This window comes from Veillonella sp. HPA0037 (assembly GCF_000411535.1).
In the GTDB taxonomy this organism is placed as follows: domain Bacteria; phylum Bacillota; class Negativicutes; order Veillonellales; family Veillonellaceae; genus Veillonella; species Veillonella atypica.
In genome coordinates this window covers 1,310,557-1,332,568 of sequence record NZ_KE150483.1, presented here as the reverse complement: position 1 = coordinate 1,332,568, position 22,012 = coordinate 1,310,557, and the positions used below count along the sequence as shown (strand labels likewise).

General features: G+C 39.4%; 12 protein-coding genes and 1 pseudogene. 12 read left to right on the top strand and 1 reads right to left on the bottom strand.

What is annotated here, in order from left to right; all coding sequences use genetic code 11:
• Nucleotides 1–169: 169 nt before the first annotated feature.
• The 9 genes from HMPREF1477_RS06090 (at nucleotide 170) to HMPREF1477_RS06050 (ending at nucleotide 11,563) form a co-directional block, all read left to right on the top strand.
• Complete coding sequence (locus HMPREF1477_RS06090; protein WP_016476219.1) at nucleotides 170–826, top strand: hypothetical protein; 657 nt, start codon at nucleotides 170–172, stop codon at nucleotides 824–826.
• Between the two features lie 318 nt (nucleotides 827–1,144).
• Complete coding sequence (locus HMPREF1477_RS06085) at nucleotides 1,145–2,290, top strand: glycoside hydrolase family 3 N-terminal domain-containing protein (protein ID WP_016476218.1); 1,146 nt, start codon at nucleotides 1,145–1,147, stop codon at nucleotides 2,288–2,290.
• A gap of 254 nt (nucleotides 2,291–2,544) precedes the next feature.
• Nucleotides 2,545–3,570, top strand: coding sequence for an AAA family ATPase (locus HMPREF1477_RS06080; protein WP_016476217.1), 1,026 nt, complete (start codon nucleotides 2,545–2,547; stop codon nucleotides 3,568–3,570).
• Between the two features lie 273 nt (nucleotides 3,571–3,843).
• Entirely contained in the window at nucleotides 3,844–4,575 is a 732-nt protein-coding gene (locus tag HMPREF1477_RS06075; RefSeq protein ID WP_016476216.1) for a sigma-70 family RNA polymerase sigma factor, read from the top strand.
• Nucleotides 4,576–4,756: 181 nt separating this feature from the next.
• On the top strand, nucleotides 4,757–5,359 hold the full coding sequence (locus HMPREF1477_RS06070) for a hypothetical protein (RefSeq protein WP_009661375.1): 603 nt from the start codon (nucleotides 4,757–4,759) through the stop codon (nucleotides 5,357–5,359).
• Nucleotides 5,360–5,392: 33 nt separating this feature from the next.
• Nucleotides 5,393–6,766, top strand: a complete 1,374-nt coding sequence (locus HMPREF1477_RS06065; protein ID WP_016476215.1) for a YadA-like family protein — start codon at nucleotides 5,393–5,395, stop codon at nucleotides 6,764–6,766.
• Nucleotides 6,767–7,032: 266 nt separating this feature from the next.
• Nucleotides 7,033–9,264 (top strand): S-layer homology domain-containing protein, encoded by a 2,232-nt coding sequence (locus tag HMPREF1477_RS06060; RefSeq protein ID WP_016476214.1) that lies wholly within the window; start codon nucleotides 7,033–7,035, stop codon nucleotides 9,262–9,264.
• A gap of 182 nt (nucleotides 9,265–9,446) precedes the next feature.
• Nucleotides 9,447–10,898, top strand: coding sequence for an AAA family ATPase (locus HMPREF1477_RS06055; RefSeq protein ID WP_016476213.1), 1,452 nt, complete (start codon nucleotides 9,447–9,449; stop codon nucleotides 10,896–10,898).
• Complete coding sequence (locus HMPREF1477_RS06050; protein ID WP_038148098.1) at nucleotides 10,880–11,563, top strand: hypothetical protein; 684 nt, start codon at nucleotides 10,880–10,882, stop codon at nucleotides 11,561–11,563. Before HMPREF1477_RS06055 ends, HMPREF1477_RS06050 begins: the two co-directional genes overlap by 19 nt.
• Nucleotides 11,564–11,626: 63 nt before the next feature.
• Here HMPREF1477_RS06050 and HMPREF1477_RS06045 read toward each other — a convergent pair whose 3' ends face one another.
• Nucleotides 11,627–13,291 carry a class I SAM-dependent methyltransferase gene (locus HMPREF1477_RS06045; protein ID WP_016476211.1) on the bottom strand — a complete coding sequence of 555 codons (1,665 nt, stop codon included), beginning with the start codon at nucleotides 13,289–13,291 and terminating at the stop codon, nucleotides 11,627–11,629.
• A gap of 766 nt (nucleotides 13,292–14,057) precedes the next feature.
• Between HMPREF1477_RS06045 and HMPREF1477_RS09695 the strand changes: the two genes are divergently transcribed.
• From HMPREF1477_RS09695 to HMPREF1477_RS09775, 3 genes and pseudogenes are all read left to right on the top strand, one after another.
• Nucleotides 14,058–14,231 carry a hypothetical protein gene (locus HMPREF1477_RS09695; RefSeq protein WP_016476210.1) on the top strand — a complete coding sequence of 58 codons (174 nt, stop codon included), beginning with the start codon at nucleotides 14,058–14,060 and terminating at the stop codon, nucleotides 14,229–14,231.
• Between the two features lie 620 nt (nucleotides 14,232–14,851).
• Nucleotides 14,852–19,915: an ESPR-type extended signal peptide-containing protein gene (locus HMPREF1477_RS06040; RefSeq protein ID WP_016476209.1), complete on the top strand. Its 5,064-nt coding sequence runs from the start codon at nucleotides 14,852–14,854 to the stop codon at nucleotides 19,913–19,915.
• Nucleotides 19,896–22,012: pseudogene (locus tag HMPREF1477_RS09775) on the top strand (hypothetical protein); the annotation flags it as partial. The gene HMPREF1477_RS06040 and the pseudogene HMPREF1477_RS09775, both read left to right, overlap by 20 nt.

Here is a 22,012-nt window from a genome sequence, read left to right as displayed (position 1 = left end):
GAACGCAATCTCAGAAAATGTGGTATAATAAATTGTTCAATCGTATACAATCATTTTTATACCTACACAATCTACCTACCATTAGTATATATTAATGTATATATTAAGATGTGATTCATATAATATATATAGTATTAATATAGGTAGTAATTCATAATGAGGAGGCCTCATGTTTCAACGTATATGCGCAGTGGCTATGTTTGTAGCAGCGCTGTTTATATCTGTTATACCCAATGCTGATGCTCGGCAAGATATTTATGCTTTCACCTATAATGGCAATAACTGGTACGTGGACCGCGATTCGATTGATCGCAGTAAACCGGATGGGTTGCTACATTTCACGGTGTATACCATGATTGGTTTGCGTTATGATGTGGCGAGCGGTAGTGAGTATTACAACGCTGATGTATATTATTACGATCAAAAATTGTCTACCGAAGGTGGTCAGTTATTATATCGCAACCCAGGTATCTTGGCGGCGGCTCGTGTGGCACGTCAACAACCGGATGCACCTAAACAAGCACCAAAACCAGTGGTAGCACAGCAAACAGCATCTCAATCGATAGCAGCTCAAACGGCGGCTCAATCTGTAGCGCCAACGGCACCGCAACCAAATATCGTCAAGGCTTTGTCGACACCAGTTCAAGCCCCTGTACCTGCTAATGGTCCTGTGAAAGTAAACACTCAAATACCTATTGTATTACCAACAGGCCCAGTGAAAAAGGTGGCGGCTAAAACGGTGATGACCTTCCATAATACATCGAAACAAACGACAGGTACGACATCTGAATCCGATGAAACAGAGGCTAATCGTACTCGTAAATAATCCTAAAAACTGCAATTTAGTCTTATGTATACTGAGAATGTATCAGTTACAGTATATATGACTAGGTTGCAGTTTTTATTTTGTATATATGAGGCTGTCTGAAGAAATTTCTAACTTGTAATCTGTATGCATTCCTTTCTATCAATATGCGGAATTAGCAAATCAGCAGGTTGAAAATTGTGGTCTTCTAATGAGGCATTAATGAAATAGATGGTATATAATAGAATGTATAAAGTGTTAACAATAGACTTATGACTGGGGGGCAGAGGTCTAATCGTAACTTGATTGTATTTGAGCTGTCATAGAGGGTAGAGAGATATGAAGCAGTTCGTAAAGAGGCTAGCTTGTGGTGTTTTGGCGATCATCACGATGGGCACCATTGTAGGGTGTAGTCGAGAGGAGCCGAGCACGACGGCAAGTTCTGACCGTGCGCCCGTAGGGTATAAGGCGATTGCCGCTATGAATGCGTCGGCTGCGGAAAAGGCGGACCGCAGTGTGCGCACGATGTCACAAGAGGATAAGATTGGTCAGTTAATGTGTATCGGTCTAGAAGGCACTACATTTGACGAGTCACAAAAAGAATTAGTACGTAAATATCGCGTAGGCGGTATTGTATTAGATAATGATAATATGGAATCTAAGGAACAAGTGCGGGCTTTCACAAAAGGCATACGAGACACTGCGAATACGTCGAGCCTCATGCCACCGTTCATCGCCATGAATCGAGAACGCATGCAGTATAGACCTAATTTGATGCTACCGTGGACGGACCCTAAGCTGTTATCGAAGCAGGGGCTTGATGCGGTGTCGAGTCTAGCGACGCGCACGGCCATTGAGATGCGCGACCTTGGGTTCAATCTCAATTTGGGTGTTATGGTGAATACCCACTCGTTTTACTCATACACGAGCGATGTGGACCGGGCGGCGCGCATCGGTGAGACCATTACTAAACGCTATGCGGCGAATCGCGTGTTTACGGGGTACCAATATTTTCCAGGCGGCGCTGATTACACGGTGCCGGGCATGAAACTAGATGCGTCGAAGGCGAGCCTCATGGACGATGATGGTCGCGTATTTGCTCAGCTCATCGATGCGACGCGTGACGAACATCCTATGATTATGGTGAATGCTGTGAAAGTACCCTCTATCGATGCGAATCATCCAGTGAGTCTATCTAAACCGATCATTACAGATTGGCTACGGAATGAACTGGGCTTTGACGGCGTCGTGATTACCGATGATATCGAGGTCGGTGCTGCTGTTGCTGGTATGTCCATAGAGGATTATGCGGTGCGCACCATCAATGCAGGCAGCGACATGGTTATCCTTTGTAAGCATGCCAAGCATATCAAGGCAGTTCACGATGCATTGACGCAGGCTGTAGAGAATGGAACCATTTCCGAAGCACGCCTTGATGAATCGGTGCGCCGCATCATGCTCATGAAATTTAGCAATGACCGATAGATATGGCTTACAACTGTAAGCTTTAATAATAAAAATGTAAAATTAGGCATAGAAACTCTTTTCTTGTAATAATGTACCCTCTTTACTGGACGAACAGTAAAAGGAGTACATATCATAATGGGAAAAGAGTTTTTTATGTGTAAAAAATGAATTTATTATCTATTTGTTAAAATTTACAAGATATATTTTATAGTTTATTTAAAATATGATATAATAAACTCCTGAGAACTATTTTAAGGGAGGTGAGATCTTATATGAAATGTAGTAACCATGAGGTGGTCATTGACGCCATAATGGAACTATACAATCAGGACCGCATGGAAATGAGTGTTGTACACGGTCCTTACAGCGTTGGTAAAACGTATATCGCTAGAGCGTTACAGGCTCGATTAGGCAAGGGTCATACCATATATCTGCTTGGTCGCTTGGCGAATGAGTCCATTCATATTCGATCAATTGAGAGAGAACTAAAGGTGCCATCAGGGTCTTTTAAGACTTTAGAGGATGCATTGCGTGGCGTTTTTCAAGCAAGTCTTGACAAGCGGATCATGCTCATCATAGATGATTATCCTTCATTTGTGGATACGGTTCCACAAGCGCCTATCATATTGCGTGACTTGATGGAAACCTATCGCGACCATGGCAAAGTATTCGTACTTCTCATGGGAACCCATGTGGACGAATTAAAAGGGCGAATCTTAGGCGAATCAAGCTTGATTGCAGCCTACATTCATAATTATTTCAAGGTCAATCCGTTCACACTTGATGATGTGAGAGCATTAGGTTGGGACTATACGGACGAAGATCTTGTTAAGCTATACCATGTAACAGGTGGTATGCCGGGGAACCTCGTGCATATAGATCCCGCCTTATCGGTAGATGAAAATATTGTGCGTCTATTCTTCAGGCCACAAGGCATATTATGTACGGAACCACAACGATTGCTTATGCGCTACATTCGTAATGTAGGCGCCGCTAATGCGATTCTCTATGCATTGGCACAATTGGATAAGCCATTCTATACAGAATTATGTCATGCCAGTGAGCTTAAGAGTGGCACCTTTGCAACGCGTATGGCCGACCTATTAGATATGGAAATTATTGGACGTATTCAAGGTGGTAGCCGTGGTCCATTGCGTTACGCAGATTACCATTTTGTGAATACTATGTTCCAATTTTGGTACCAGTTCGTGTTCCCAAATCTTGAGGAAATCAATTGCGGTCAAGGGCAATATATTTACGATACCATTGCAAAACCTGCGCTAGATACACTCGCTTAATACAATCGTTTTAGTGAAATGAATTCGAATTCGTGCGACTTGTAATTGATTCGAACTCGCTCATTGTACAACGATCGATTCGAATTCATGGAGCTATGTAAAATTGATCTAAATTGGCGTACTTTACTGAAATAGGTTTGTAATTATACACAAATACATATGTAACAACAAAAATTCCGCTGTAAATGTATGCATTTATGGCGGAATTTCTCATTTGTCTAAATACTCAATTGGGTGTATATTTCAAGTAAGCCTAGGCAGAAAGGAACGAATATGAACGCAAAGCATGTGGTTTGTCCCCAAAAGGTGTTACAAGTGGTGACAGACCTTAGTTTAGTGCGCGTCTGCCAAGAACGTCGTGTATCGGTGCTCAGTACGGAACGAGCCGTGTGGCCTATCGAGGAATTGACTATCGATGCGGCACAAATCGAGTTATGCCGGCGCTATCGACCGCTCATCATGCGGTATGCGAGCCGATGTAGTACGGCAATGATGACGGATGACGTCGAATCATTTCTGTGGATCATCTTTATCGAATCCATCTATAGCTTTCACACATCGGGAAAGGTACCATTTTCTGGCTATGTGAAAGCAGCCATTCATTATGGGTATCTTAATTTTTATAAGCAATCGGCTCATCAGTGGCGCCACGAGTTGACCTTGCCTCTATGCACTGGTGATGATGTATCAGAGCCAGCGATGGATCAGTTCCCTAGCGATGTGGATCTTGAACGAGATATTGTCGGTACGGTGACAGAAGACGAATTGCGCAATCGTCTGTGGTCTGCTTTCAGAAAACTGCCACGGCAGCAACAACAGTTATTGTATGCCCTATATCGAGATGGCAAGAGCTGCGTAGACATAGGCTGTGAAACACATCAGTCTAGACAGGCTGTGCAACAACGCCATAAAAAGGCCATCGACCAATTGCGGTACTATATGATGGTAGCGGATAACAAAGAATTCGATATGCAAGATATGCAAAATATGCATAGTTATAAGTAACTTTAAAAAATCTAAAATATTTTTTAATTTATATATTTACAGTTTGTAATTATAGGTATACAATTAACTCATAAGTGCTGCTAAAGCACCTACTATAACACGTGTTATTTATAAGCTTTTACAAGAGGAATTCCTTATTTTATTACTGACTATTTATTAATCTTACAGAAAGGTTAAGATAATGTTGAATACAACGTGTGCAAATGTAAGTAATAACGAATCAATTTCTTGTAATCCAAATGCAATATATGGCGATGTAGATCACCATATATGTTGCTTGATCCCAATCTATATTGACGGCGGTGATTGTACCGCGTGTTACTATGTAGATGGTCGGCGTGAAATCATCCATAAATCCATTAAGATGGTATTGAGAGAAGTAGCGCACCACGAGGGAGTTCTAGCAAACGGCATTCAATCGTCGAGGCGGTCAAAGCCGATGTATACGGACCCTAGAACGATGAGTCCGAACATGACTTTTGCGAGCCTGAAATCGCGCAAACCCATCGGGCGTGATGTGGTATATGGTTTATTCAACGTTATCATTCCATTTCAATACCGCATTGAGCCAGGACCAGAACCACATACAACGTATATCATCATAGGAGACTTTGATCCTATACTCGTATTTCATTCCCCTGACCACGTGCAACGTAAACTACGCGATGCTTTGTTAGAACATCTAGATTATACGAAACGGATACTCGCCAAATTGAGTACCTGCGGGAACCCTTATGTGGTGGCTGAAATTTATGGTGCCTCGAGAACGCTAGCGGGAGTATAGCAACACATTTTGAAAGTGTGGGAGGGTCGTAATATGAATTACGCAACAAAATTATGTATTGTTTCAATGATGAGTGTGTTTAGTGTATCGTCTATAGGCTTGGTGCAAGCCGCTGATACACCTATTGTTTCCGCTGGTGGTGCAGCCTATAATATCGGACTACAGGGTGCTTCTTTCACCAATTCGGATAATGTATCCTTAGGTGGTCAAGCTGGGGCAACCAACAGTAATCCATATTCTCATTCAGGAGATCCAAATGCAACGGGTAATAACATTGCCATTGGTCGTGTAGCATTGAATGGTTCTCAAGGTGGTGGGAACGTCGCATTAGGTGCTAAAACATTTATGGAAGGCAAAGGAGACTATAATTTCTTAGGTAACTTTGCGGCAGGCTTTAAATCAACTATTTCTGATACAATTGCTATCGGTGCTTTCGCCGGTTCTAATGCTAAGGGGAATAAAAACGTATGGCTTGGTGCTGGCCAAGCGGGTGGCAGCACAGGTAACAATACAGTGTTGATTGGCTCTAACTCTAATGTAAATGGTGATTTCAACTATGGCATGGGTCATGGCGTTATTTTTGAAGGTAACAAGAATTCTGCCATAGGTGCATACAACAAGATTGAAGGTGACCAATCTGGCGCCTTTGGTGTAGGTACGTATAATGTGGCCACTGTTAAGGGGGATAACTCCTATAGCGTAGGTAACAAGAACGAAATTGGTGCCAATAACACATTCGTAATGGGTAATAATGTAAAAACATCTCTAGATAATGCAGTTGTATTAGGTAATAATTCCACTGCTGAAAGTAGTGATGTGGTGAGCACCCCAAGCTACACTTATGCAGGTGGCACCGTAAACTTTGCCGGCACTGCACCAGTATCCACCGTATCCGTAGGCGCTACCAATCAAGAACGGACCATCACTCATGTAGCGGCAGGCCGCGTAAGCGCGGATTCTACGGATGCCATCAATGGTTCCCAATTATATGGTGCCAATCAACAAATCGATAATCTATATAACAAAATTAGCAACATTGGAAAAGAGGCCAATAAAGGCGATGCTCGTGCTGCGGCACTAGCTGCATTACATCCAATGCAATTTGATCCAGATAATCGAGTACAAGTGATGGGCGGTATTGGCCACTACAAAGATGCCAATGCGCTAGCCCTCGGTGTGGGGTATTATCCAAAGGAAAACTTACTCCTCACAGCCGGTGCTACCGTTAATGACCACATCATGGCTAACCTTGGTGTATCCTATAAATTCGGTGAAAACAAAACGCTACAAAAAATCTCTCCTGCGTCCTATAATGCTCTCGAACAACGGGTTGATACATTGGAGGCCCAAAATAAAAAGTTACAAGAAACAGTAGATATGCTCGTACAAAAATTGAATAACAGATAATATTGAGACACTCAGATAGCTGTATAATATAAACAGATCATTCATAAAAACCTCAGTATATAAGCGGATAGTTAGTCCATTGCGATTAGCTATCCGTTTTTTATTATATTAATTATCTTATAAATCTGTTAATAAATTTAAGATAATTATAAACAAACTATTTACAAATATTTAAAATATGATAATATAATTCATGTAAACATCATGAATAAATGATGAGTGAGAGATCGTATTATGTATTTGTTTGTAAATGGAGAGGGAAGATTATGAACAAACGGAAACGCTTATTGGCGATATTGATTAATGGTATGTTGTTATCCAGTTTATGTGTGGCTAGTGCAGCGGATGTTACGGCAGGTGCTGGTAATGGTGTTGCTTATGGGACAGGTAGCAATGCGCCAAAGATTGAAAACGTAGCAATTGGTAATGGTGCTAAGATTGGGTATTCTAATGGCGCCAGTGCTGCTACAGGAGATATCGTAGTCGGTAACGGTGCTAACATCAATAACTATGCTAGCCAAGGCGGTAGTGTTGCAATCGGTAAAAATGCAAAGATTGAAAATATGTCTGGTGGTGTTGAGGCTAGCTTTGCATTAGGTCAAACAACCTTTAGTGGTAGTTGGTTCTCTTCTGCAAGAATTCCGTCGGATCCAACAAAGGTAGTAGGTAGCGTAGCAATTGGTGACAATACATTTGCTCGTACTGGCAGTACTATGATTGGTTCCCATAACTATAAAGGTGAACTTGGTGATACTACAGTAGATACAGCGACTACTCGTAAAGATGCATTGAATGCGTATGCCACTACAGTAGGTGCCAATAGCTTTACTAATGGTGCATTTGCTACTAATACAGGTACTTATAACATTATTTCCAGTGGATATAATGGTGGACGTATGGCAAATCCTGTTAAGAACTTGGGATCCACTATTAATGGTTCTTTAAATAGCATCGAATCTAAAACAGCTAATAACTATTACTCTGGTATTGCTAATAGTATCGTTGGTACAGCAAACCGAACTTTCAATTCCAATGGTTCTATTATCATGGGTGCTGGTAACGAAATTACTAATTCCGTTACATCTATTTATGGTGCACCGGAGGATGGTGGCAATTCTGCGAAGGAATTAGCTGGTAAATTCCGTGAAGCCGTAAAAGAATCTAACGGTGGCGGCGCAACGATGGCCTTTGGTGGCGGTAACAAAGCAGACTACACATTGCGTACAGCTATGGTTGGTATTAACAATACTGTAACAGGTGCTAACCGTGCTGAAAGCGCAGACAACCTTGTTATGGGCGTAGGTAATACTGCATCTAATGTACAGCATTTGACTGCTATCGGTTCTAAGAACACCGTTTCTGATGCAAAGAATACGATTATCGTCGGCGATAACCGTACCGTAACAGGTGCTAATCATGCTGTTATTATCGGCTCTAGCGACAATGGAACGACAACAGCAGTTCACGATGCAGTGGCCCTTGGTCATAACACAGACGTATCCACCGAAGGTGGTGTAGCACTTGGTAGTGGTTCTAAAGCGACAGTAGCCACAGGTGCAGTTGGTTATGATATCCTTACTAATGCGCCATCTACCGATACATCTGCTACCTGGAAATCCACAGCATCTGCTGTATCCGTTGGTGATGTAGCGAATGGCGTAACGCGCCAAATCACATCCGTTGCAGCTGGTACAAATGATACTGATGCGGTGAATGTGGCACAACTTAAACGATTACATGACATGATATCCGTGAATGCATACAATACTGTCAACGTTCAAGGGGATGTAACGAATCTTAAAAAAGATGTATCCCGCTTAGATAAACGCGTTAACAAGGCCGTAGCTGGTTCGGCTGCCTTGGCGGCCCTTCATCCGCTCGACTTTGATCCAGATGCTAAATGGGACTTTGCTGCCGGCTATGGTCATTACCACAATGGCAATGCTGCTGCACTCGGTGCATTCTATCGTCCTAACGAGGATGTTCAATTGAGCGTAGGTTCTACATTGGGTAATGGGGAAACTGTTGTGAATGCCGGCCTTTCTGTGAAAGTCGGCGCTCATAGCAATGTATCTCGTTCTCGCGTAGCCATCGGTAAAGAAGTGTTAGAACTTAAGAAAACAGTAGCTCTTCAAAATGCACAAATCCAAAAATTGACAGCCCTCTTAAACGATGTGGCAGGTACGCATATGAAAGCAGACCGCACTACATTATTCCCAGATGTGGCTAGCAACCATTGGGCTTACGAAGCCGTAAGCGATTTATCTCGTCGCGGCTTGGTAGAAGGCTACCCAGATGGTACATTTGGTGGTGATCGCTTGTTAACTCGCTACGAATTTGCAGAAATCGTATACCGTGCCCTTCAAAACGGCGTACAAGTAGACGAACAACTCGTAACAGAATTCAATCCAGAAATGGCATTGTTCCGCGTTGACACAGTGGCAAAAAATAGCCAAGGTCAACCGACAATTGAACGAGTTAGATTGAATAAAAAATAATATATAGAGAGAAAACCGATACGAACTCTAGCGATTAGTAGTAGAGTTTGTATCGGTTTTTTATTTGTAGTATTACAAAACGTAAATTAAAATAGTAAATCGTAATATAAAATATCGTTTTTGCAATTTAATTGAATATAAATGGTTGGTGTGTTACACTTAGCATACTAGGAGGTAAGTATATGAACACTACCAAATATATTCGTTTAGCATCTATGACGATAGATAATATAAAGAATATTGAACACGGTCGTATCAATTTCATAAATACAAGAAAGGACTATAAATCGAGTCTATTAGGTATATATGGTCAAAATGGTTCCGGTAAAACGGCACTTATAGATGCGATTAGCATTTTAAAATTATTACTTACAGGCCAAAAATTGCCTTCTACAATTCGTGATTATATCAATATATCCTCTGCCTCTCATACGTGTGAATTAAATTTTGAATTGTTAATAGAGGATAATCATAAACATATTTTAGTAGATTATGAGGTGGAATTAGGCATTACTTCATCGATTACTGGTGAAAGTAATATATCGGATGATACCAGAGATGGAGAACATCGTATTTGTATTACAAAAGAGCGCTTACAATATAAGCTTGAAAGTATAGAAACCAATATTAGAAAAAGTGTTTTAATTGACACGAATGTACCGGCTAAGCAAATCTTTAAACCTAAATCAAAATTAGACTTACTAGTTGGTCGTGATATTGATGATATTACAGATCTAATCGTAAATAAAAAACAAGCGAATGCGGAATCACGATCCTTTATTTTCTCTCCTGAGTTTATGAAACGACTTCATAGTCGTAATGAAGTGATGGAATCAAATCAAGATTTTGCATTAGTATATTCGATTTTGACAGACTTAGTGAAGTATGGAAATCATGATTTATTTGTAGTAACAACGGAACATAGTGGCTTAATTAGTCTCGATGCATTACCATTAGAGATTAACTATCGGGCTGATACGAGACATATTGTAGGTACGATTGGATTATCCTTAAATCAACCTAATGTATTTCCTATAGCCGTTGTACAAGATATTAGAGATAGTATAACTATGATGAATTTGGTATTAACCCAAATTGTACCAGGATTAACTATAGGTGTAGAAACACTAGGTAAGGAAAAATTGCAGGATAATCAAGACGGAGAGCGATTTGAGTTAGTATCCTATAAATCAAATACATATATTCCATTAAAATATGAATCTGAAGGGATACGTAAAATTATTTCCGTTTTAGGTCTATTAATTTCTGTCTATAATAGAAAATCTATTACTGTTGCCATAGATGAGCTAGACTCGGGTATCTTTGAATATCTACTTGGTGAGATTTTACGAATTATTTCAGAGAAAGGCGAAGGCCAATTAATATTTACATCTCATAACCTAAGACCTTTAGAAACACTTGATAAAGGCTGTATTGCTTTTACCACAACTAATCCTAGCAATCGATATACGCGAATGGTTAATGTAAAGACAAGTAATAACTTACGCGACTTTTACTATAGAGATATCATGCTTGGGGAACAGAACGAAGAATTATATAAATCGACAAATAATGCTGAAATTTCTTATGCTTTTAGGAAAGCTGGTGCATATAAATGGCACGACGAAAAATAGTGCTTGTTATTGTTGAAGGACCTTCTGATGCGGATTCATTAGAATTATATTTCTCTAAATTTTTTGATAGTAATACTGTACATATGAAAATTATGTACGGTGATATTACCTCTAAAAGAGGAATAAACCAGTCGAATATTAAGGCTCGATTAGGTAATGAAATTAAGGTATATGCTGAAAATAATCATTTTAAAGCTGCGGATGTTCAGCAAATTATACATTTAGTTGATATGGATGGAGCTTTTGTTGATGACTCTGTCATTATTGAGGATGAGACAAAAGATAAATTTGTATATACATTACAGTCTGTTATAGTCCCAAATCGACAAGTTGCTATCGAGCGAAACGAGCATAAGCGTGAGAATTTGAATGCTTTAAGTTCAAGGACCTCTGTAATGTGGAATAATATTCCTTATAAAATATATTATATGTCTTGTAACCTGGATCATGTGTTACATGATAAGCCCAATGCTACTGATGAGGAGAAAAAGGCTAACTCATTGGCTTTTACCGAAATGTATTATGATGATATAAATGCGTTTATTAAATTTATAAGTGAGTCTACATTTTCTCAATGTAAAGGTTATAAAGAATCATGGGATTATATAAAACAAGATAATCACTCATTAGAACGTAATTCTAATTTAGGATTATGTTTTATATAGAGTGGATTGATAGATAGCAATAAAAAGGAGCTGTTTTGTTACAGCTCCTTTTTCGTATTCAAATTATTTCGTAAAGTACCCCAACATTTCAATGTGTGTCAACACTTCGTCCATGTATTCTTCGGTCGGTACAACGTAGTTATAGCCGTCCTTAGTGGTGCGGTTAACAGTTAGATTTTCGTCGAGGTTGGCGATTAAATCGGCCCGAGAGATTGGTTTAGCCAATTGTTTCATCACATATAATAGGCCGTTGTCGACGTCCCCGTCCACTTGGTTGTACATGTTACCCGGTGTGAGGTATTGGCTGCCACCTTTTTCCACAATGGTTTCGATGTATTTGATAAAGCGCTCTGGGATGTAGCTTTCATTTTCAACAAACGGCGTGCGAGGATAGGAAGAACCGTAAATGTTGAGGTTGTCCGTCACGATGAGTAGGAACAGACGTTGATATAATACATCGCCATCGATGACATAGCCCGGATAGTGGGAACTAATATAGTTGACAATATCCTGAACGGTGAATTCCTTGAACGTATCCATCAACACCTTGATAGCGATGTGAACGGTATTGGTCCAGTCCTCAGGAACGCCCTTCACATTTCTAGACGGCGCCATAAAGTACAGGTTGTTCAAGATGTCTTGGGTCACCGTTTCGTCGTGGTTGATCTTGTCCTCGTTGGATAGTTTCGTCAATAGGCTCATGCGGAATTGCGTGTCGTACACGTAATCGTAGAACTGTTCCTTGTCAATATAATTGCCGTTGGATAGGGTGGAAATGTTTTTTTCCACGTCTCCTGAAAGCCAGGTAATGAAGGATCGTTGTAATGATTCGTCGCCTACATAGGCACAGCCGTGTTGACGAGCGCGTTCGATGAAGTCAGATACGTACACAGGATCGTTAAAGGTTTCTAGGTATTCGTGTGCCACGTAGTAATCGTTGGATTGCAACACCCGATTGATGTTGTTAATTTTGTAATTGGATTGTGCCCGAGAACGATCGTCGCTGTTCATCGTTTCCGCTACAAGCTTTAACACACTCTTCGTATACAACGTGCGTTCTAATAAACCCTTATCTTCCGCCCGTTTATCCGCGTACAACATAATATCGCGCAATTGCTCTAAGCGTTTCCAGCCAGGGTACGTATTGTACGATACATAAGCGATGCCACGGCTCGATAAATTCTCGCTACAAATATCGAGAATTTTGTCTTTCACCATGTCCGGTACCCAAGACCAGATACCATGAACGATGATGTAATCGAAGGTGCCGAAATTCGTATCCACGTCCATAATGTTTTTTTCGAGCAGCGTCACGTTCTTAAGGCCGATGGATTCGATGATCTCCTTGCCATGCTCCACCTGTACGCCGGATAAATCGATGCCTGTGAAAGTCGCCGTAGGATAGTACATCGCTTGTGGGATGATATTACCGCCGCAGGATGCGCCAAGCTCTAACACGCGCGCCTTGCTCGGCGCCACCGGATCAAGTCCATAAATCTTAGCCTTTGCGTATAAATTGTTGATATTCGTGCTAGAAAATGGCTTTGAAATATATAGGAACGTATCGTAGGACGCTTTTAAATCATTAATACCCTTTTCCACATCCGTAGGCACGTCCATAGTATGCGTTGTCGTATCCGTTGCATCCGGTTTAGATACGATATTCTTGTTTGTTGCCGTTTCAGCAGAGGCTGATGCGGCCTTATTTTTTTTAGTTTCTTTTTTCATAATTAACCCCTTTGTTCTACACTCCCTCATGTATTACTGTAGATTAGTATATCATACTACATTGTTTTATGGTGAAAGTTTATGTCCCTATATATATATATACTATATATAGAAAATTGCATGAGTTATAGATACAACATATTTGAGGAAAGCTTGCTGAGGTTTCTAGATATACGTATACGTTTTATATAGGTCACGCGTAATAACCATATGGTTGTTGCGCGTGGCCTTTTTATTTTAGTGAATTCTATTTGATGAGACTTTGTAAGAGGATCAGTCATGAATATAGATTAAGTAAAAATATCAAATTAATGTGATTACTTTTGAGTTCAATGGTAATGAGTAAGATGAGACCTAATCGTAAGGCAGGAGTATATGGTCCTGAATCGGTTTAGATTTTTGGGGATTTTAAAGGTATTGTTATATTCCTTTGGTATCTGATGGGCTCATAACTCTATTAGTGTAGAGATTGTCATCAATATAGTCTGAGCTACACATTGTTTTCTATAAGAAAGGAGGTGTAGATTGATGCATCTCAAAAATATATTTAGTACTACGGAGTTAGTGGTTATTTTTGTCATAACTTTATAGGTTAATTTAATAGCACTATTGTGATTAGCAATTTATTTATTGAGTAATAGTAAAGTTGACTGTTAGTTATAATTGCATATCCATGGATTTAAATAAAAGTATATACATAATGCGAATGAAAACAATTTTTACAGTCTTTACTATATCTGATTTTATTAGAAAGGATGTGATGAATATGAAACAAAATAAAGTATTTATTAATACTGATGGTATTGTAATTCTTGCTCTAGTGGTATCTTTAACTATAGCTATCATATATGGTGAAAAAGATCTTGCACAAATGATAGCATCTAGTTTGCTTAGTTATATTGCTGGAATTGAATTTAATCAGACCGGTTATTGGAAATAGTAAATACCGGATTGTAAATGCCATTATAACAAGCATCTAGTTGTTATAATGGCGTTTATATTATAGCTATAAATAATATCTCAATTATCTAGCTATTTATTCATGAATACCTCATTCATGCTTTGCAAGGTATATTTGATAAGTTTTGCTAATTTAAATGATTGTTTTTCTTGATAGGTAATGGTTTTTATATCCTTATTTAACATGGTTTAATAGCATTTTACAATATATCGAAAAAACTTGTAGTGTATAAACATATTAATATCATGTTTATGAAGAAATCGTGATTATTAATATTTTGGTAAGTAAATAAATCGAAAATGATTAATATATGTTTACTGAAATTGAAAAAAATCGCACAAAAATGTGTAAAAAATACACCATTTCTTAACAAAAATTAAAAAATAAAACATTTTTCCAATTTTATGAGAAAAAAATGAGAGAAAATGTTTTACAAAAAGAAAATTTTTTGTTATAGTATGTACATGAAGTAAGATGAATGAAAAGTGAAACATGAGAAAATGTTCTTCACACAATGATTTTTATTTCTATTGAATAGGGATTAATTAAGGATTATAAGTGTCTTAAAGAAAGAGAAAAAGAAAGGGGTTCATAGAAATATGAATAAGATCTTTAAAGTTGTTTGGAGCAAAACAAAAGAATGCTACGTTGTAGTATCTGAAGTAGCGAAAAACAATGGTGGTAAGAAAAAAGTTTTAGCTAGCGTATTGGCTGGCTTAGCTATGGTTGGTGCAGGGGCTCAAGTACAAGCGTATAGTGGTTTGGGCGGCCATGATAATTCAGCTGTAGAAACACTAGCAGTAGGCCCTGATACATGGGCAAATCAAGAAGCTGCTGTTGCTGTTGGTATGCACAATAATGCAAACGGTCAACCAGCAGGTAAACATTCTGTAGCTATCGGTAGTTTCTCAAATGCTAACGGTGAAATATCCATTGCAATGGGTGGTGTAACCAATGCAAGCGGTAAGATGTCAGTTGCAGTTGGTTATCGAGCTAGTGCTACTGATGAAGCTGCCGTTGCATTAGGTAATATGGTTAGTGCTGATAAAAACTCCACAGGTGTTGGCCCAGGTGCAACTGCAAGCGGTACATATGCATTTGCAGGTGGTTACCAATCCGAAACTACTGGTATTAGTGGTGTTGCTATTGGCGATAATGCAAAAGCAAAAGCAGCTAGAGCAATGGCTATCGGTGGTCATGCCGAAGCTACGGCTGAGCAAGCTATTGCTATTGGTAGTGATACTGGTGCAGGTAATAAAACAACAGCATCTAAAAAGAATGCTATTGCAGTTGGGCATGGAGCAACGGCAAGTGGTTTAGATACGGCTGCCATTGGCACTTCTGCTACTGCTAGTGGTCAAAGCTCTGTTGCTCTTGGTAATGGAACACAGTCTACTCATCTTAATACAACTGCTATTGGTAGTAATGTTCAATCAACAAAGACAGGTTCAATTGGTATTGGTGGCAATGTTGAATCCATTGGTGATTATTCTGTTGCAATCGGTAGTGCTTCAGCAGGAAAGACCGTTAAAGCTGTTGATTATGCTACTGCAGTTGGTGGCTTATCGAATGCGGCTGAACGTGCGGCTGCATTGGGTGCTGGTGCTAATGCAGCTCAGGCAAGATCCGTTGCAGTAGGTTATAAAGCTACTGCAAATACTGCCGATGGTGTTGCAATTGGTTCTACGTCTGTAGCATCTACTGCGGCAGGTGTACAAGGTTTCGACTCAGCAGAAAATCGTACAAGAAAATATACTAATTTAACTGGTAATGTACAAACATCCACATTGGCAGCAGTTTCTGTAGGTGATGGAACCACAGTAACTCGTCAAATCACTGGCCTTGCAGCAGGTAAGGAAGATACTGATGCAGTAAACGTAGCACAATTAAAAAACGTTGGCGTTCGTGTAGGTGCTGATACTAATACAGCTACCATTGGTACCAATAAAGTTGCGGCTGATTTCCTTGCTTACAATGGTCAATTGAACATTAAAGGCGATAGCAACCGTGTTACAACTGTGTCCGAAAACGATGCAAACGGTAAAGATGCTAATGTAAATATTAAATTTGATTACGATGGCTTGGTGAAAGCTAAAACTGGTTCTGCAGTTACTGTAGATCAAAAAACAGATGCAGCTGGTAAAACATACTTTGAAATCGACGCTGCAGCAGGAAGCAAAACTGTAGTAGCCGATGGTAAAAACACAACTGTAACTGGCGCAGGTACAACGGCTAGTCCATATAAAGTAAACGTAGAAGGTGCTTTAACAGGTATTTCTTCCATTACAAATAACGGTGGCGGTAAAATCGAGTTCACTACCGGTGGTACAACTATTTCTGGTGGCCCGGTTAATGTATCTAATAATAAAATTACAGGTGTTGCTAATGGTGATGTAAATGCTACATCTACTGATGCAGTTAACGGATCTCAATTACATGCTGTAAAAGCTGCTGAACGTCACATTGCACCTACAACTACTGGCCATGAATATACTGTCGATAGTAATGGCGATGTAACTATGACATACCTTGATGGTAATAATAACGCTGTTGCTAATGAAAAAGCAGTTATTAAAGGCATTGCTAAAAATGATCTTTCTAACATCACAAATGAAGGTAAGAAAGAAATTACTAAACTTGGCACTATTGTAAAAGCTGGTGATAATGTCAATGTATCTGAAAGCTCTGATGCAACAACAGGTCGAACAACTTACACTGTAAACGCTGTAACACCTGCTGTTTATACTAAAGCTGATGGTACAAAAGTGTATAAACGTCTAGATGGCACTTTCACAACAAATAGTAATCTTGCTGCTGGTAATAATGTAGACAAAGGTGATGTAATCACATCCTTCATGGATGGCAATGGCAACACAACTGGCGGTAATATGGTTATCAACAACGTTGGCTCTGCTATCGATAAAACTGGTACGTCTACAGGCAATACATTCTTAACTAAGTTGGATACAGCCGCTACTAACACACCAAATGCAGCTGTAAACGTAAAAGACCTTAAGAACACATCTGATGCATTGATTAATAAAGGTTTGAATTTCACTGGTAACAATGATGCAACTGTAAATGCTCATAAACTCGGTTCCCTTGTAAAAGTTCAAGGTGAAGGCGTTGCTGCAACAGACGTTCCAAGCTTCGCATCTGCAGCTGGTAACATCGCTGTAGTAGCTAATGGCACAGATACATTGGAACTCAAGTTGAATAAAAATTTGAAGGGTATCAACTCTATATCTAACGGCAGCTCCTCCATCACTCTTAACAGTAACCCAGGTGGTACTAATAATACACCTGCAGTAAGCATTACTGGTGGCAATGTCGATGTTGGTGGTAATAACATTACTAACCTTAAATCTGGTGGTGACACTGATTCTAATGCTGCTAATATTGGCGATGTTAAGAAAATTGCAAGCGATACAGATACACATATCAAACCAGGTACATACACAGTAGCAGCTGATAAGACTGTTACTATGACATATGTAAATGGTAAAGGTGAAACTGTTAAAGATAACGGACAAGATGTAGTTGCTAAGATCGACTTGTCTGGTTTGCCTACAGGTGGTACTTCTTCTACTGAAAAAGTAAAAAAAGCAGCCAATGGAGCTAATGATACGAATATCGCAGAAGTAAATCCACAAACTGGCGATACATACGGTGCTGCTAATGCAACGTATGAAGTATCCGTATCCCGTAATGCTGTTAAAGACGCAGCTCGTGAAGCTGTAACAGTAAATAACGGTGGCACAACTACTGGTGGTACTTATACAGCAGATGCAAATAACCCTATTTCTGTAACAGCAACACCAGATAATACTAACCACAATACAACATATGCTGTTACATTCGATGGTGACAAAGCCGCAAAACAAATCCCGTTAACTTATAAAGCAACTAATGGTACTACTACAAGTGCTGCTCAAACAGTTAAACTTGATAAAGGCTTGAACTTCACAGGTGGTGATTATACAACTGCTAGCGTTGGTGCTGATGGTAAGGTTGTATTCGATGTTAACCTTGGTACAGCTCCAACAGTAACTGATGGTAAACCTGGTGTTCCAGGACAAGCTGGTGCTGCTGGTAAAGATGGTATTGCCACTGTTAAGACTGTAGTAGATACAATCAATAACTCTGGTTGGAAAGCAAATGCTAAAGCAAATGGTGGTACACTTGATGGTAGCTCTACAGCGACTGTTGTAAAACCTGGTGATCAAGTAAACTTTGCGGCTGGTAAAAACTTAACAGTTAAACAAGATTTGACTGGTGAACATACATACACTTATTCTTTGAATAAAGATCTTAAAGATTTAACTTCAGTAGAAATTGGTGGTAGTACAATTAAGACTGATGGTGATCATATTACAATTACATCTCCAGATACAAATCCTGGTGCTACACCTGGCGCTACTGTAACAAATAAAGTTGCAAATCTTGGCGATGAAAAACATATTAAGCCTGATACTTATGCTGTTGCTAATGATGGCTCTGTAACATTAAAATATGTTGATGGTAATGGCAAAGATTTAACCGAAACAACTAAAATTACTGGCATTGCCAAGAAGGCAAAAGTTATCAATGGTAAAAATACAACTGTTGAAGAAGGCACAGACGCAGTTGATAATAGTACAACATATAAAGTAAATGTTAAGGGCGATTTAACTGGTATTTCTTCCATTACAAATGGTGGTACAAACAACGGTAAAATTTCCTTTGGTCCAAATAAAACTGTTGCTGTAGATGGTGATCATAGTATTACACTTAATGCAAGCACAGGTACAATTGGTGGATTACAAAATAAAACATTTGATCCAACAAATATCACATCTGGCCAAGCAGCTACAGAAGACCAATTGAAATCTGTTCATGATGCGTTGAAAGCAAATGAACGTCATATTGCACCTACAACTGTGGCAACTGGCTCTACTGAAACTAAAGGTGGTACAGCTAATGCTGGGGGTACTGCAAATGTATACAAATATGATGCAGCTAGTAAAACTGTTACATTGACTTACAATGATGGTAATGGTCATGCAGTCACTGATACTAAAGCAGTTATCGATTTCTCCGCTTTGAATACTGGTGGTACAACAGCTTCTACTTGGACGGCTAAAACATCTGCAGAAAATACAACTGCAGGTTCTGAAGTAGGTAAACATGCTGGTGACACTAGCCAAGTAATTGGTAATCAAAATTCTGTTGATTTCCAAGCTGGTAAAAACATGACTGTGAAACAAACTAATGATGGTAATGGTAATACAACTATTAACTATGCATTGGATAAGAATCTTGATGTAGAATCCGTTCACGTTGGTAAAGACGGTAAAGATGGTAAGATTGGTATCGATGGTAAAGACGGTGTAGATGGCCTTGATGGTACTAACCGTGTAGACATTCATGTAGAAAAAGGTGCTAAAGGCGTTGACGGCACTGACGGTCATGATGGCGTAAATGGCCATAATGGTAAAGATGGCATGACTCGTATCGTTTACGAAGATAAGGGTGGTAAACAAGAGGTTGCTACACTTAACGATGGTTTGAAATTCACTGGTAACAATGAATCTACTGTAAATAACCATAAACTTAATACACTTGTAAAAGTTCAAGGTGAAGGTACAAAAGAAAGTACTGAACATGACTGTGAAACAAACTAATGATGGTAATGGTAATACAACTATTAACTATGCATTGGATAAGAATCTTGATGTAGAATCCGTTCACGATGGTAAAGACGGTGTAGATGGCCTTGATGGTACTAACCGTGTAGACATTCATGTAGAAAAAGGTGCTAAAGGCGTTGACGGCACTGACGGTCATGATGGCGTAAATGGCCATAACGGTAAAGATGGCATGACTCGTATCGTTTACGAAGATAAGGGTGGTAAACAAGAGGTTGCTACACTTAATGATGGTATGAAATATGCAGGTGATGATGCACAAGGTGCTGATAAAACTAAAGTTATTGCTAAGAAACTTAACGAAACATTAGATATTATCGGTGGTGCTAACAAAGCTGACTTGACTACTGACAACATCGGTGTAAATAACGATGGTAATGGTAAATTACTTGTTCAATTGTCTAAAAAACTTAAAGGTTTGGATTCTGTTCAAACTAAGACTGTTGAATTAGGCGACCATACGACACCTGGTGGCACAACTAATATTACTTATAATACTGGTGATAAACGTATTGAATACACAACACCTGGTGTAACCCCTGGTACTACAGATACTAAGAAAGTAGCAACTACTGATGATATATGGACAATCCAAGGTAATGGTACTGATGTTGCTCCTGTTAATGGTAAGGTTAATGTAAAAGCTGGCGAAAATATCCTTATCACAACTCCAACTACTGCCGATGGTTCTATGACTATCAATGCAGTAACACCTGCTGTTTATACAGATAAAAATGGTAACAAGCTAACTAAGGATAAAGATGGTAAATTCCATAAGCCTGATGGTACAGAAGTAGCACCGGCTGATGTTATTACATCCATTCAAGATGCAGCTGGTAATGTAACTGGCGGTAACTCCATCGTTAACAACGTTGGCTCCGCTATTAAAAACGCTGGTAATGCAGGTGATTCTTTCTTGACTAAGTTAGATGCTGCTAACACTGCAACTCCAAATGCAGCAGTAAACGTATCTGACTTGAAGAACACAGCTGACGGATTGACTGATAAAGGCTTAAAATTTGACGCTAATGAAGGCGGCGTTAAAACGAATAAACTTGGTTCTACAGTAACAGTTCAAGGCTCTGGTGCTTTAACTGCGGGTAAAGCATATGCTGATGAATACAACACAGCTAATATCAGAACGAATATTGAACAAGGCTCTGATGGCAATACAACAATCAACGTTGGTTTAGCTAAAGAGCTAAAAGATATTAACTCTATCTCTAATGGCGGTTCTTCTATCACTATTAGTAATGTTCCAACTGGTGCAACTACTCCTGCTGTAACTATCTCTGGTGGTAACTTGTCCATGGGTAATGGCACAACAAATAATAAGATTGTGAACTTGGCTCCTGGTACAGGTGATAATGATGCAGTTAACGTGAAACAGTTGAAAGATACTGAATTACACATTACTCCTGGCACATATACACCTGGTGCTGATAAAAAAGTTAAATTAACGTATACAGATGGTAATAATACTGTAGTTAATGGTAAAGAAGCTGTTATCGACTTGTCTGGTTTGGCAACAGGTGGTACTACTTCTACTGAAAAAGTACAAAAAGCAGCCGATGCTACTGATGACAAAAACATTGCAGAGGTAGGACCAAAATCTGGTGATACATTTGGTGCTGCTAATGCGACTTATGAAGTATCCGTATCCCGTAACGCTGTTAAAGACGCAGCTCGTGAAGCAGTAACGATTAATAATGGTGGTACAAAATCTGGTACTACATACACACCAAATGCTGATAACCCAATCACAGTAACACCTAAAGAAGATGCAGCTAATCATAATACAACTTATGAAGTGACTTTTGATGGCAATAAAGCTGCAAAACAAATTCCATTAACTTATAAAGCAACTAATGGTACTACTACAACTGCTGATCAAACAGTAAAACTTGATAAAGGCTTGAACTTCACAGGTGGTGATTATACAACTGCTAGCGTTGGTGCTGATGGTAAAGTAACATTTGATGTTAACCTTGGTACAGCTCCAACAGTAACTGATGGTAAACCTGGTGTTCCAGGACAAGCTGGTGCAGCTGGTAAAGATGGTATTGCTACTGT

Bases quoted from the DNA above. Each gene is read 5' to 3' on its own strand.
- HMPREF1477_RS06090 (WP_016476219.1), top strand. From the start codon at position 170: ATGTTTCAACGTATATGCGCAGTGGCTATGTTTGTAGCAGCGCTGTTT.
- HMPREF1477_RS06085 (WP_016476218.1), top strand. From the start codon at position 1,145: ATGAAGCAGTTCGTAAAGAGGCTAGCTTGTGGTGTTTTGGCGATCATC.
- HMPREF1477_RS06080 (WP_016476217.1), top strand. From the start codon at position 2,545: ATGAAATGTAGTAACCATGAGGTGGTCATTGACGCCATAATGGAACTA.
- HMPREF1477_RS06075 (WP_016476216.1), top strand. From the start codon at position 3,844: ATGAACGCAAAGCATGTGGTTTGTCCCCAAAAGGTGTTACAAGTGGTG.
- HMPREF1477_RS06070 (WP_009661375.1), top strand. From the start codon at position 4,757: ATGTTGAATACAACGTGTGCAAATGTAAGTAATAACGAATCAATTTCT.
- HMPREF1477_RS06065 (WP_016476215.1), top strand. From the start codon at position 5,393: ATGAATTACGCAACAAAATTATGTATTGTTTCAATGATGAGTGTGTTT.
- HMPREF1477_RS06060 (WP_016476214.1), top strand. From the start codon at position 7,033: ATGAACAAACGGAAACGCTTATTGGCGATATTGATTAATGGTATGTTG.
- HMPREF1477_RS06055 (WP_016476213.1), top strand. From the start codon at position 9,447: ATGAACACTACCAAATATATTCGTTTAGCATCTATGACGATAGATAAT.
- HMPREF1477_RS06050 (WP_038148098.1), top strand. From the start codon at position 10,880: ATGGCACGACGAAAAATAGTGCTTGTTATTGTTGAAGGACCTTCTGAT.
- HMPREF1477_RS06045 (WP_016476211.1), bottom strand. From the start codon at position 13,291: ATGAAAAAAGAAACTAAAAAAAATAAGGCCGCATCAGCCTCTGCTGAA.
- HMPREF1477_RS09695 (WP_016476210.1), top strand. From the start codon at position 14,058: ATGAAACAAAATAAAGTATTTATTAATACTGATGGTATTGTAATTCTT.
- HMPREF1477_RS06040 (WP_016476209.1), top strand. From the start codon at position 14,852: ATGAATAAGATCTTTAAAGTTGTTTGGAGCAAAACAAAAGAATGCTAC.